The sequence below is a fragment of the Microbulbifer sp. SH-1 genome (assembly GCF_011326135.1).
GTDB lineage: Bacteria > Pseudomonadota > Gammaproteobacteria > Pseudomonadales > Cellvibrionaceae > Microbulbifer > Microbulbifer harenosus.
Map to the genome: position 1 here is coordinate 1,679,390 of NZ_CP046948.1, position 14,375 is coordinate 1,693,764.

9 protein-coding genes are annotated in these 14,375 nt (G+C 58.5%); 8 read left to right on the forward strand and 1 reads right to left on the reverse strand.

All coding sequences use genetic code 11. The annotated features are described in order from the left end of the window. Window positions 1–35: 35 nt before the first annotated feature. On the reverse strand, window positions 36–1,343 hold the full coding sequence (gene tilS / locus GNX18_RS07315; protein ID WP_166216596.1) for a tRNA lysidine(34) synthetase TilS: 1,308 nt from the start codon (window positions 1,341–1,343) through the stop codon (window positions 36–38). A gap of 298 nt (window positions 1,344–1,641) precedes the next feature. Here tilS and GNX18_RS07320 point away from each other — a divergent pair, with 298 nt between their 5' ends. The 8 genes from GNX18_RS07320 (at window position 1,642) to GNX18_RS07355 (ending at window position 14,338) form a co-directional block, all read left to right on the forward strand. Then, complete coding sequence (locus GNX18_RS07320) at window positions 1,642–3,195, forward strand: endo-1,4-beta-xylanase (RefSeq protein ID WP_371808087.1); 1,554 nt, start codon at window positions 1,642–1,644, stop codon at window positions 3,193–3,195. A 314-nt stretch (window positions 3,196–3,509) separates the two neighbouring features. Further along, window positions 3,510–4,964 carry a sugar porter family MFS transporter gene (locus GNX18_RS07325; RefSeq protein ID WP_138234930.1) on the forward strand — a complete coding sequence of 485 codons (1,455 nt, stop codon included), beginning with the start codon at window positions 3,510–3,512 and terminating at the stop codon, window positions 4,962–4,964. 347 nt (window positions 4,965–5,311) lie between these two features. Then, entirely contained in the window at window positions 5,312–7,972 is a 2,661-nt protein-coding gene (locus GNX18_RS07330) for an exo 1,3/1,4-beta-D-glucan glucohydrolase (protein ID WP_240914284.1), read from the forward strand. Between the two features lie 3 nt (window positions 7,973–7,975). Then, on the forward strand, window positions 7,976–8,896 hold the full coding sequence (locus tag GNX18_RS07335; protein ID WP_166216600.1) for a DUF4380 domain-containing protein: 921 nt from the start codon (window positions 7,976–7,978) through the stop codon (window positions 8,894–8,896). A gap of 179 nt (window positions 8,897–9,075) precedes the next feature. Next, window positions 9,076–9,966: a DegV family protein gene (locus GNX18_RS07340; protein WP_166216603.1), complete on the forward strand. Its 891-nt coding sequence runs from the start codon at window positions 9,076–9,078 to the stop codon at window positions 9,964–9,966. A gap of 166 nt (window positions 9,967–10,132) precedes the next feature. Continuing rightward, window positions 10,133–10,936: a transporter gene (locus tag GNX18_RS07345; RefSeq protein WP_166216607.1), complete on the forward strand. Its 804-nt coding sequence runs from the start codon at window positions 10,133–10,135 to the stop codon at window positions 10,934–10,936. Between the two features lie 60 nt (window positions 10,937–10,996). Then, window positions 10,997–12,295, forward strand: coding sequence for an OmpP1/FadL family transporter (locus GNX18_RS07350; protein ID WP_166216610.1), 1,299 nt, complete (start codon window positions 10,997–10,999; stop codon window positions 12,293–12,295). Window positions 12,296–12,349: 54 nt separating this feature from the next. Then, on the forward strand, window positions 12,350–14,338 hold the full coding sequence (locus GNX18_RS07355; protein WP_166216613.1) for an alkyl/aryl-sulfatase: 1,989 nt from the start codon (window positions 12,350–12,352) through the stop codon (window positions 14,336–14,338). Window positions 14,339–14,375: the final 37 nt, after the last annotated feature.

Consider the following 14,375-nt stretch of genomic DNA (forward strand, 5'->3'; position numbering starts at 1 on the left):
ATGGGACGCCAGACTACCAGAAAGCGGTTTTCTGCTCAATCGGAAAACCGCCATTGAGGGGGGCCGACAGGTCCCTCCGCGGTGACGAAAAGATCGCCAACCGCCACCAGAACCCCGCCCTGGAAAATGAGCGGTACGCGATCCCGCAACCACGGCACCAGTCTGTACTCCTGCAGCAGCCTTTTCAGGGTCTGGGAGTGATGGCGCTCTCTCGGTTTCGCCCGTTCTCCACCGGCGCGAAAGCGAACCACGTAGTCGCCAACGGGCCAGTCCTTTCCAGGCCTCAGAGTCCAGCCGCCGGGCAGACGCAGTTCGCTTACCCCATTCCACCGCCATTCACCTTCACTGTCCCGGTTCAGAGGATGCAATTCTGGTGTGAGATAAAGGCGATCGCGATAGCGGCGCAGTACGCGGTCGCCCAGGGGGACCTCCGGTACGGCATCCTCAGCGGCCTGCGCCTGCCACAGCGCCTGCTGCAGGTGTGCCGCTTCCGGCATTTTTGCCCCCAATCGCGCCAGCCAACCCCGCAGCAGGTTTCTGCGCCGCGCTTCTGAGAGCGATAGGAAAGCCACAAGCTCGATGCTTTCCCCAAAGGTTTCCCGCCGGCAGTCACAGCGCGACAGATCCTCCGCCGCCAGTTCGCCAAGCAACCCGGCGGCCTCGCCAAGATTGTCCGCTGCCCGGGCCACGCGTTCGCCGATCGGCCAACGCGCCGACAGGGCGGGGATCACCTGACGGCGGAGATAGTTGCGTGTCAATGCCAGGTCCGCATTGCTGTCGTCTTCCACCCAGCTGAGCCCTTGCTCAAGGGCATACCGCTCCAGCTCCGCGCGGCTCGCCGCTAACAAGGGGCGCAACAGGGATCGCATCCCGCTCGGATCCCCCAGAGACCGACACTCCGCCATGGCCGCAAGCCCACGCACTCCGGCGCCGCGAACCAGTCGCAGTAAAAACGTTTCCACCTGGTCGTCGGCATGATGGGCGAGCAGAATCTGATCGCCGGGCGCCATGTGTTGCTCGAACGCCCGATATCTCGCGTTGCGCGCCGCCTGCTCCAGCCCGCCGTCCCTGCGATCCACCCGCACCCGGCATATGGTCAATGGCACCCCCTGCGCACCCGCCACTGCTTTGCAGTGGGCCAGCCACTCATCCGCGTGCGCGCTCAGGCCATGGTGTACGTGAAGGGCAGTAAACGGCACTTTCGCGCACACCAATAGATGCAACAGCACCGTGGAATCCAACCCTCCGGAATAACCCAGCCACAAACGCCCCTGCGCGGGATGGCGCTGCAGGCAGTTCGCCAACCGCTGCGGGAGCTGGGATGTAGCGTTTCTTTCAGGCATCAGGCTTAGGGACTTAGCAGGCTTCGAGACGGCCATTATACCCGCCCCGCAATCCATCCGAGCGCCGCCGGCTCCGTAGACATGTGCGACAACATAAAAAGAAGCATCACAACAGGAGGTGGAGTTCGCTCACAGTTTATTCATTTTGACCCCACAGTCTGTTGCCGCGGCTTGCGGCTCAGATACCATACAATTAATAGTCATTAAGACTATTAACGGCCGCGATACGGCAACCTTGTTTTTCTGCCCGGTCGCTGCCACCCGATAAGCGAGATAAAGAGAGAAACAGGAAGTTAATATGAAACAGATTGAAAAAGGCCCACGACCCGCAATGCGACGGCGCCTGACCGGCATCCTCACTGCAATGCTGCTCGGCGGCGGCGCCCACACCGCCGTTGCCAGTTGCGAATACAGCGTCAACAACGACTGGGGTTCAGGCTTCGTTGCCAGCGTCCGCATCACCAATAACACGGCCAGCCCGGTGAGCAACTGGCAGGTGCAGTGGCAGTACAGCGGCGACAATCGTATCGTGAACCATTGGAGCTCGGACATCAGCGGCAACAATCCCTATTTGGCCAGCAACGCGGCGTGGAATGGCAGCCTGCAACCCGGGCAGACCGCGGAATTCGGTTTCCAGGGAACCGCGGCGGCCGGCGCTGAGATCCCGCAAGTGACCGGCGCCCTGTGTGCCAGTGGCGGTTCATCATCAGGCGGCTCCAGCTCCAGCAGCTCATCGAGTTCGAGCAGCTCATCGTCCAGCTCCAGCAGCTCATCGAGCTCATCCGGAGGCTCGTCCAGCAGTTCCTCATCGTCCGGAGGCTCCACCAATCATCTTTACAGCCTGGCGCCCTTCCCCATTGGCGTGGCGGTATCTGCCGGCAATGAGAACCGCAGCTTCCTCAGCATTCCCGAGAAGCAGGCGAGTATCACGCAGCACTTCAGCCAGCTTACCGCCGGCAACATCATGAAGATGAGCTATCTGCACCCGGCAGAGAACACCTACGATTTCGCCAACGCTGACCAGATGGTGAACTGGGCACAAACCAACGGCATCGGTGTGCACGGCCACACGTTTATCTGGCACTCCGACTACCAGGTCCCATCGTGGATGAACAGCTACAGCGGCGATTTCGAAACAATGCTGAACAACCACGTCAGCACCATCGCCGATCACTTTGCCGGCCGGGTCGAGAGCTGGGATGTGGTGAATGAGGCCATCGATGAGAATCAGTCCAGCTGTTATCGCAATTCGCTGTTCTATCAGCGTCTCGGCAGCAGCTACATTGCCAACGCATTTAACGCCGCCGATGCCGCCGATCCCGCTGCAGACCTTTACTACAACGACTACGACACCGAGGGCGGCAACAGCAACAAGCTGAATTGCCTGCTGCAGATCGTGGACGGCCTGCAGGCGAACAATGTGCCCATTGACGGCGTCGGCTTCCAGATGCACGTGCAGATCGACTGGCCGTCAACGTCGCAGATCCGCAGCGCCTTCCAGGCCATCGTCGACCGGGGCCTGAAGGTGAAGATCACCGAGCTGGACGTGCCGGTGAACAACCCCTACGCCTCCACGCCCTTCCCGCAGTACACCAGTTATACCCCGCAAGTGGCAGCACTGCATAAGGCCCGCTACAAGTCCATCGTGCAGGCGTATCTCGACGTGGTGCCACCAAACCTGCGCGGCGGTATCACCGTATGGGGACTGTGGGATGGCGACAGCTGGTTGCTGGATTTCGACAACCGCCAGGGTGTCGCCGATTGGCCGCTGCTGTTCGGCGGTCCGGCCAATGGACCCTATGAGGAAAAAGCCGCGTTTGATGGGGTCGCGGAAGCACTGCTTGGACAGTAATTCAGCAGGCCCTGTGTAATCGGATGCCCGATTCCCCCGCGAGTCGGGCATCCCCCGTTTGCCGCCCCATATCCCCTTACCCGTCCCACATATTTCCATCATCCCAGCCAAACTGGGACTGCCCACTTGCGGAAACTGCGCCCACCTTCAGCATTTTGTCCAAAGTAGGACGCTTTTCCCCATTCCGAACGTCACCATAGAGATACCCATGTATTCGGGTGTCCGTGTGCAGAATCTGTACGCACAAGCAGAACAAATAACTGAAAGACTGGGCGTCCATGCCCTCCCCACAATAAAAAAGCAGGTAGTCACTCATGCAAGCGATTGAGAACTCCATCGACGGTGTCCAGGGCGCAGCCCAGAGCCGTCAAGACGCTCCACCACTCCCGTTCATTGTCCTGATTTGCGGTGTCGCCACCATCGGCGGATTCCTGTTCGGGTTCGACAGCGGCGTGATCAACGGTACCGTTACCGGCCTGCAGCAGGCGTTCAACTCCAATACCGCCGGCACCGGTTTCAATGTGGCCTCCATGCTGCTGGGTTGCGCAGTGGGCGCCTTTTTCGCCGGGCGGCTGGCGGACCTGTGGGGCCGCAAAACCCTGCTGCTGATCTCCGCGGTACTTTTCGTAATCAGCGCCTGGGGCTCGGGTATCGCCACCAGTTCGCCGGAGTTTGTGTTCTATCGCATCCTCGGCGGTCTTGCGGTGGGCGCGGCCAGCGTGATGTCACCCGCCTATATCAGTGAGATCGCCCCGGCAGCGATCCGTGGACGCCTGATCACAATTAACCAGATCGCGATCATTTCCGGCCTGTTTGCCGCATTTGTCAGCAACTACTGGCTAGCCAATGTAGCCGGTTCCGCCGTCAACGAGTGGTGGATGGGCTACAACGCCTGGCGCTGGATGTTCTGGATCGAGATTGCGCCGGCGACCCTCTTCTTCCTCGCCCTGCTGCTGATCCCCGAAAGCCCGCGCTATCTGGTGCTGTCCAAACAGACATCCAGAGCCACCGCAGTTCTGCGCAAGCTGTACGGCGAGGCGGCGGTCGCACAAAAACTGGAAAGCATCCGCGAATCCGTGGCCGGCGATCACCGCCCGCGCATGTCGGATCTGCTGGAAGGCACCGGCCAGCGTCTGGGCAAGGTACGCAAAATCGTATGGGTGGGCATCGGCCTCGCCGTGTTCCAGCAACTGGTGGGCATCAACGTAGTGTTCTATTACGGCGCAGTGCTGTGGCAGGCGGTGGGCTTCTCCGAAGCAGATGCACTGATGATCAACATTATCTCCGGTGCCGTCAGTATTGCCGCCTGTCTGATCACCATGGCGCTGATCGACAGGATCGGTCGCAAGCCGCTGCTGCTGGTGGGCTCCATTGGCATGGCCGTTACCCTTGGCCTGGTGGCCTTCGCCTTCGCCAATTCGTCGCTGGTAGATGGCAAGCTGCAGCTGTCCCAGAGCATGGGCCTGCTTGCGCTGATCGCCGCCAATGCCTACGTGTTCTTCTTCAACGGCTCCTGGGGACCGGCGATGTGGACCATGCTCGGGGAAATGTTCCCCAACCAGATCCGCGGTTCCGGCCTGGCGGTATCCGGCCTCGCGCAGTGGGTGGCCAATTTCGGCATCACCATGACCTTCCCGATCATGCTGACCGGCATCGGCCTGGCGGGTGCCTATGGCATCTACACTCTGTTTGCCTTGCTCTCTATCGCCTTCGTGATCTATATGGTGCACGAAACCAAAGGGCTGGAGCTGGAGCAAATGCGCGGCTGATCCGCGTCCGATCGTTGAATTGTCTCTCCGGGGGAGGAGTCATTCCTCCCTCGCCCCATTCCCTCCGGTACCCCGGACGCAGGTACACCTTGTCGGCCAGCGGATTGGCGAACGCTTTGCAGGGACGCACTTTTTTCTGAATTGACTGACATTCCGGGGCCCGATCCGGCGCCTCGCACGTCTTAACAGCGGGGACGTGATGCGCTAGCCAGATTGCGCCAGCTATCGCTTCACTCACCATTTCCTGAAGGCCGGAAGGCCTGAACTTGTGGGCGCTTTCGTTCTCACCCTTTCTCGGGAGCGCCCACTTTTTTTTGGACCAACAAGAATTCCAACCCGGAGTGACCATGACTCAATCAACCGGTAACCTGACCGGAATACATGCCAGGCCCCTTACCGGGCTGTACGCCAAGCGCCTCGCTGTCGGTATCGCGCTCGCTATGGGTCTGGCGGCCTGTGGCAAATCCGGAAACGATCACACAGCCGCCGCCAAGTCAGAAACTGCAGCACCGGTTCAGGCGGCAGCCGTTGCCGAGAGTGCGGACGGCCTTTCACTGGAAAACTGGCCGGCGCTGAAGCCCGCATTCCCCCGTGATGAAAAACTGGAGGCCCGCATTGCCGATCTGCTCTCGCGTATGACGCTGGAGGAAAAGGTCGGGCAGATGATGCAGGCGGAGATCAAATCAATAACCCCCGAAGAGGTGAAGCAGTACCACATCGGCTCCATCCTCAACGGCGGCGGCACCTTCCCCAACAACGACAAATTCGCCACCCCGGACGACTGGCGCAAGCTGGCGGACGCTTACTTCGCCGCATCCATGGACACCAGTGATGGCGGCGTAGCCATCCCCATTATTTGGGGCAGTGATGCCGTACATGGCCACAACAATGTCATCGGCGCGACCTTATTCCCGCACAATATCGGCCTGGGTGCCGCACGGGATCCGGAACTGATCCGCCGCATCGGCGAGGCCACCGCCCGCGAAGTGGCGGTGACCGGCGTCGACTGGACCTTCGCACCCACCATCGCCGTGGTGCGTGACGACCGCTGGGGCCGCACCTTTGAAAGTTACTCCGAAGACCCGGATATTGTCGCCGCCTACGCCCGGGAAATGATCAAAGGCATCCAGGGCGACAAGAACAGTGAAGAATTCCTCGATGGCCGCCACCTGGTTTCCGCCGCCAAGCACTTCGTCGGCGACGGCGGTACCACGCGCGGCATCGACCGCGGCGACACACAGGTAAGCGAAAAAGAGCTGGCCAAGATTCACGCCGCCGGTTACTTCACCGCCCTGGAATCCGGTGTACAGTCGGTGATGGCATCGTTCAACAGCTGGAATGGCAAGCGCCTGCACGGGCACAAATACCTGCTTACCGATGTACTGAAGAACCGCCTGGGCTTCGATGGCTTCGTGGTGGGTGACTGGAACGGCCACCGCTTCGTGGAAGGTTGTACTGTCGACAGCTGTGCGGCTGCGGTCAATGCCGGCCTCGACATGTTTATGATCACTTCCGAATGGAAAGCACTGCTCAAAAACACCATTGCCCAGGTACGCAACGGCGAAATTCCAGAGAGCCGCATCGACGACGCGGTGAGCCGAATCCTGCGGGTAAAAATTCGCGCGGGTCTATTCGAGCGCGACCGCCCACTGGCGGGCAAGACCGGTATTATGGGCAGCGAAGAGCACCGTGCCATCGCCCGCGAGGCCGTGCGCAAATCCCTGGTACTGCTGAAAAACAATGATCAGCTGCTTCCAGTAGACGCGCGCAAAAATATTCTCGTAACAGGTAACGGCGCCGACAGTATCGCCAAGCAGAGTGGCGGCTGGACCATATCCTGGCAGGGCACCGGTAACACCGCGGAAGATTTCCCCGGCGCTACATCTATCTATACCGGCATCAAACAGGCAGTGGACGCCGCCGGCGGCACGGTGGTGTTGAGCGAAAACGGCGAAGTACCGCAAGACGCCTTCGGCAAAGGTGGAAAGCCGGACGTCGCCATTGTGGTCTACGGCGAGGACCCCTATGCAGAATGGCACGGAGACCTCGCCAGTATCGAATACCAGCTGGGCAGCAAGGAAGATCAGGAACTGCTGCAGAAACTGCAGGCACAGGATATTCCGGTAGTCAGCGTGTTTCTTTCCGGCCGCCCGCTGTGGGTGAACAAAGAGTTGAACCTGTCCGATGCCTTCGTGGCCGCATGGTTGCCGGGCTCCGAGGGCGCGGGAGTTGCCGATGTGCTGTTGACCGATAGCGAAGGCAACAAGCGCTACGACTTCACCGGGCGCCTGTCGTTCAGCTGGCCCGAGCTGGTGCACCAGACGGTGATCAACCGCGATGACGCCAACTACCAGCCGCTGTTTGCCTACGGCTACGGGCTCGATTACAGCAGCGACGCCCAGCTGGCCAACAACCTGAACGAAGATGGCGAGTCCTATGTCGACGGCAATCTCGAAGACGCCTGGCTGATGGTTTCGCGTCCGCAGGCTCCCTGGAAACTGTTTATCGCCGACGGCGATCAGGAACCTCTCTGGGTCAGCGGCAATCTCGCACGCAGCGACGACAACAATATCACCGTCGCATCCATCGATATGCTTTCCCAGGAAGATGCCCGCGCGCTGACCTGGAAAGGACTTCGCGCAGGCAGCGTGGTGCTAGAAACCCGCAAACCCCAGGATCTCAGCCGCTATCTGGAAGAGGGTGCCGCCCTCACTATGGACATCCGCGTGGATCAGGCACCAGAGGCAGCCGTATTCGCGCAGATCACCTGTGAGGGTCCCGAGTGCAACGGCAAATTGCCCCTGCAGAATGCATTGAACGCCCTACCCAAGGGCGACTGGTCGCAGGTGTCCATCGACCTCCAGTGCTTTGCCGACGCCGGTACGGATTTCACCAGAGTGTCCCAGGGCCTGTCGCTGCACAGCGAAGGCAAACTCGCGATGGCGGTGGCAAATATCAAGTTTGTACCCGGCGCTGGCGATCAGGCACAAATTCGCTGCGGGAGCTAAGGCATGCTATTTGAACGTCCACTGAAAAAATCGGCCATTGCTCTCGGGCTCTCTGCGCTGCTGGCGGCATCCGCCAGCAGCGCAGAAGACGACACCATCCGCCTCAGTAAGGATTCCCTGAAGCTCGCGCTGGACCCCAATTATGGCGGCCGTATCACCGAGCTGTGGTACGGCGACCGCGACCTGTTGGCAGTGCCGGAGCCCGGGGAAAACAGCTTTGGCTCCACCTTCTGGCTGAGCCCCCAGACCCTGTGGAACTGGCCACCGATCCCTGAGCACGACACCGCGCCCTACGCAGTGACTGCAAAAGACAAGCATTCGGCCACCGTCACCAGCGCCTATGGCGGCGGCGCTCGCATCAGCAAGACGGTTACGGTCAACAACGGGCAGAGCGCCACCGTGCACTACCGCATCGACGCGGACAAAGATTTCCCGGAAATCGCCGCCTGGGAAATCACCCGGGTACCCAGCCGCGGCCTGGCCTTCGCCCCGGTGACCACCGACAGTGTTAAAACCGTGCGCGGCCGGATGGCCTATGAACTGGAAAATGACGCACTGTGGCTGCCGATGGAAGCGGACGCACCGCTGGTGGAGGGAAAGGTCGTCGCCAACGGCACCGAGGGCTGGCTGGCCTACGCGGTAGATGGACTGCTGTACCTCAAGCTCTACCCAAAGGTCCCCATGCGCGAAATGGCCAGCGGTGAAGGGGATATTGAACTGTACCTTTCCGGCGAACTACCGTTTCTGGAGCTGGAAGTACAGAGCGCCGCCCGTCGTCTGCAGCGCGGCCAGGGGTTGGATTGGTCGGTGGAATGGCTGCTGCTTCCTCTGCCCGAAGATCTCGAAATCCACAGCGGGTCGCCGGACTTGCTAGCCTTCGTGCGCGAACAGATCGAACTGGCATCGCCTACCCGAACCCCCTAAAAACATGCACTTGCGCCGCAGCCACCGGCTGCGGCTTCTTTATTTCCTCGCACAGCTGTGAACGACCAGTCACCACACGGACAGGAAAACATCAATAGAAACTGTTCCAAATTGTGACGAAATGCTAAATTTGCCGGCAATTACTTCCGACATTGAACCGAACAATAAGAGGTACTCCCATGGTTCAGTTAGTCGTCGACTCCGGCTGTGACCTTCCCGATGAGTTCCTGCGTAAATTCAAGATTCCCGTCCTGCCTCACCGCGTGAGTGTGGGCAATGAGGTCTTCGGCGATCAGCGCAACCCTGCGCAGATGAACCACTTTTATTCTCTGTCGCTGGTAGATCGCTCCCGTCAGGTGAACTCCGGCCCTGCCGGTGAACCCGAGATCGAGCAGATTCTGGCTAGGCTGGTGCAACAGGGTCAGCAAGACATTGTCGTCCAGACCATCAATGCCGCTAACAGCCCCACCTATGCCAATGCGCAAAGTGTCGCCGGCAGGCTGAGCAGCGATTCTGTCAGGATTCACACCGTGGACTCCCACACACTGTTCTCCGGTCAGGGACTGCTGGCACTGTTCACCCTGTCGCTGATGCAGAAAGGACTCACGGGCGCACAGATCAAATCCCGCGCGGAAGAGTTCGGGCGTAAGATTGTCGGCTACGCCGCGATCAAAGATGTGTACTACCTGCGCGAACGCGGACGACAGAAAAATGAAAAAAGTGTGAGCTGGTTGAAGGCCTTTATGGCTAAGTCGCTGGACCTTCACCCTATTCTCTCCATGACCTGGCAAGGTTCCGCGGTAGCCGATACGGTAAAAACCTACAGCGCGTGTAGCGAGCGCCTGTTTCAGCTGGCAGAAGAGAAAATCGCCGACAAAGCATTGCTGATGCCGGCCGTGGTGGTGAGCATTGCCGGCGCCCTTCAGGATTTGGATCAGGTGCCCGGATTCAGAGCGTTTGAAAAGATTGCCGCCGCGCACAAGGTAAAAATCTATCGTTCGGTAATGAGCCTGTCCGGTGGTATCAACCTCGGCCCCGGTACTGTAGCCCTCGCAATCGCTGCCCGTTAATTCCTTCCTTGCCGATCAGGCGCACCCACCGGTGTCGCCTGATTACTCCGTGCGACCTGAAAACACCAATCCTGCGTTGAGCACCGCGACGCAGAGGAACAATCACTTCCCGGTACCGCTAGACTGAGAAAAACCGCTTTACGCCCTTTCCTGCCTGGTGAAAAAGATGTACCGCAATTTCGCCGTTTTTTTTGCGCTGATTCTCGCACTGTCCAGTGTCAGCGCGCGCGCAGATTCCGACCTCGCCAAACAACTCAGCAATCCCGTCTCAGACCTCATCAGTGTTCCCTTCCAAAGCAATTGGGACAATCGCGTCGGTCCGCTGGAGGCGGGGCGTAAATACACATTGAATATCCAGCCGGTAATTCCGGTTTCAATCAACGACAACTGGAATCTCATCAGTCGCACTATTCTTCCGGTAATGAACCAGGAAGACATTTTTCCCGGCAGTGGCGATCAGACCGGGCTTGGCGATACCACCCAAAGCCTGTTCTTTTCCCCCAAGAAGCCAACCGCAGGCGGGATAATCTGGGGTGCCGGCCCAATACTTCTCGTCCCGACTGGCACAGAGCCACTTCTCGGCACGGAAAAATGGGGCACAGGCCCTACCGGCGTCGTGCTAAAACAGACCGGACCCTGGACCATCGGCGCGCTCGCCAACCACATCTGGTCTTTCGCCGGCAGCGACAATCGCGCCGATGTGAACAGCACATTCCTGCAGCCTTTCCTGGCCTACAACACACCCAATGCCTGGACCTTCACACTGCAAACCGAATCTACCTATGACTGGGAAGCCGAGCAGTGGAATGTGCCCGTGCATTTTCTGATAGCAAAGGTGTTCAAGGTGGGTAAGCAGACCTATCAGATTCAAGCTGGTCCGCGCTATTACGCAGAAAGTCCCGAAAACGGTAGCCAGGACTGGGGCTTCCGGCTCAACTGGGTAATGTTGTTTCCCAGTGCCAGCAAATAACCCCTTGAATGCTATTCAACCGAACTGATCCACTATCGTCATCCCCAGAGGGAACCGCTTATGACGAGCCTACTCGGCAGACCTCACCCGACCGTCAGAAATGTTCTCGCCATATTCATCATTGGATTAATCGCACCAATGGCCCACGCTGGTGGAGTGATGCTGTGGGAAATAGGCACGCCCACACTCGGCACCGCAAGTGCCGGTTGGGCGGCGATGCCGGAAGACGCGTCAACGGCCTTTACCAATCCCGCAGGAACCGTGTGGCGCAGTGATACCCAGGTGCGCGCCGCGGGGCAAATGCTCTATGGCGACGTGGGCTTCACCAACGGCGGCGAGTCGAATGTGCCCGGCAATGACGGCGGCAACCCGGTTGGGTGGTTTCCCGGTGGCGGCGCCCACGCCGCGGGTGTTTTTTCCGAGAGATTTGGCTGGGGAGTGGCGATGACGGGCAACTTCGGTCTCGGCCTGGATTACAACGACGACTGGGCGGGGCGGCGCTTTGTTCAGGAGGCAGATCTCATCGGTATGAGCCTGATCCCCTCCCTGAGCTGGAAAATCAACGACTGCCTTTCCATCGGCGCTGGACTGAATGTGATGGGTGCCTTTTTTGAGTATGTCTCCGCGCCCAGAGCGGGACTGATTCCCGCAGATGCCCATCTTAAATACGAGGATATTGACGTGGGTTACGGCGGCAACGCGGGCATTATCTATCGCCCGGTCGACAGCACCACGTTCGGCATTACCTACACCTCAAAAGTGGATTTGACCTTCAGCGACAATCTACGGCTGAGCGACTTCGGCCCCCTGTTTGAGCCGGCAGTCGCACGCCTGAACGGAACCCGCACCCAAATCGACATGACGGTCCCGGCCACAGTGACGGCCAGCCTGCAACAGCAGTTGACCCCCTATACCACGCTCTACGCAAATCTCGCCTGGCAAGACTGGTCGGAATTTGCCGGCCTGACCCTGGCGCTCGATAACCCAAATCAAACTTCGATATTCGTGGATCAAGGTTACCAGGATACCGGCCATTTCGCCCTCGGCATCCGCCACAGATTTTCGCAAGGCGCTCTGCAGGACTGGCACCTGTCCACAGGCTTCGCATTTGACAGTTCAATGCAAAATGAATCCGACCTCACCGCCAACATGGCCACCGGCAAGGCGTATCGATTTGGCCTCGGTGCCGGCAAAGCCTTATGTCCCGGCGTGACAGTGGATGCAGGCTACACCTTCCTCTGGTCTGGCAATCTCGATATCGATCAGCAGGGACGCCCGCCATTCAACCCGAGGCTGCAAGGCACCTACAAAGACACAGCAATGCATTTTATTGGTGGCTCGGTGCAGTTCGAATTCTGAACGAAACAAAACCGTAGCCGTGTACTCAGGAAGACGTATTCAAGGACGAAAATTATGATTCGACGATTCTCTCAAGTGGTTATGCGGCCACTGGTCGCCGTTGGCATTATTGCATTTTCATCTGCTCTGGCCCTCGCGCAGAATGCGGCAACGAACACAACCAAAAACAATAATGCCGCAGTCAAGTCCGAACTTCCGTTTAGCAATACGCAAGACTTTGAGGACGTTAAAAAAGGGTTTATCGCTCCACTGCCTGACAACGGCATCATTAAAAATGCAAAAGGCCAAACAGTGTGGGATCTGGGTGCCTATAGCTTCGCCCAGGGCAAAGAAGCGCCGGACACGGTAAACCCGAGCCTTTGGCGGCAACTGCAGTTGCTTTCCGAGGGCGGCCTGTATGAAGTGACACCGCGTATTTACCAGGTGCGCAGCGCAGACCTTTCCAATATCACATTTATCGAAGGAGATAGCGGCGTCATCGTCATGGACCCGCTGATTTCTGCCGAAACGGCCAAAGCCTCTCTGGATTTGTACCGCAAACACCGCGGCAACAAACCCGTGGTGGCTGTGATTTACACCCACAGTCATGTGGACCACTACGGCGGTGTGCGCGGCGTGGTGGATGAAAAGGATGTGCAATCCGGCAAGGTGAAAATCATTGCCCCGGAAGGCTTTCTTGAGGAAGCGGTGAGCGAAAACGTGTTTGCCGGCAATACCATGGGGCGTCGCGCCTCCTATATGTACGGTAACCTCCTGCCGAAAGATCCCAAGGGGACGCTGGGCACCGGTCTCGGTCTCGGTACCTCCCCGGGAACTATCACCATCATTCCTCCGACCGACACCATAACCAAAACCGGACAGCAACTCAAAGTAGACGGGCTCACTTTTGAATTTCTATTGGCACCGGGCACCGAAGCTCACGCGGAAATGCATTTCTATATTCCCGAGCTGAAAGCCGTAACCGCTGCGGAAAATGCCACCCATACACTGCATAATCTGTACACCTTGCGCGGCGCCAAGGTACGCAATGCCAAAGCGTGGGCGAATTACCTGAACGAAACCCTGCAACGCTGGGGCGATAAAGCGGAAGTGCTCTATGCCCCGCACCACTGGCCCACCTGGGGCAATGAAAAAGTGGTGGACCACCTGAAGAAGCAGCGCGATCTGTACAAGTACCTGAATGACCAGACCTTGCGTATGGCCAATCACGGTTACAACATGGTGGAAGCTGCGGAGATGATGGAACTGCCTGCGGAGTTGGCGCAATACTGGGCCAACCGCGGCTACTACGGCAGTGTCAATCACGATACCCGCGCCGTGTGGAACTACTACCTCGGATTCTTCGATGGAAACCCCGCGCGACTCTACCCGCTGCCTCCCACAGAAGCCGGCAAGAAATTTGTGGAATACATGGGCGGAGCAGACAGCGTATTGCAGAAGGTCCAGAAAGATTATGATGCTGGAAACTATCGCTGGGTGGCACAGGTGCTGGACAACCTCGTATCAGCGCAGCCAAACAATCAGAAAGCGAAAAACCTGCTGGCCGATGCTCTGGAACAAATGGGTTACCAACAGGAAAATGGCCCATGGCGAAACTTCTTCCTGAGCGGAGCCAAAGAACTGCGCGAGGGGGTAAAAAAACTGGCGATGCCCGTTACCGCGAGCCCCGACACTATTGCCAATATGTCGATTGAAATGTTCTTTGACTACCTGGGTATTCGCCTCAATGGTCCCAAGGCTGCTGGGAAAAAAATGGCGTTCAACGTTTCACTGCCGGATATCAAGGGCAACTACTCTCTGGTAGTGGAAAATGGCGTATTGAACTACGGTCCACCGGTGGACAAGCCCGATGCCACCGTCACCATCAACCGTACATCACTGGATGATGTGATCATGGGCACCGCAGGCATCGACGACAAGGTAAAAGATGGCTCCGCAAAACTTGGTGGCGACGGCGCCAAGTTCAAAGAGTTTCTTGGCATGCTCGATACGTTTGATTTCTGGTGGAATGTTTCCACGCCGAACCCACCCCCTTCCGAATGATATTCAGTTTCGTATGAATTAATCCGGCCGGTGTGCA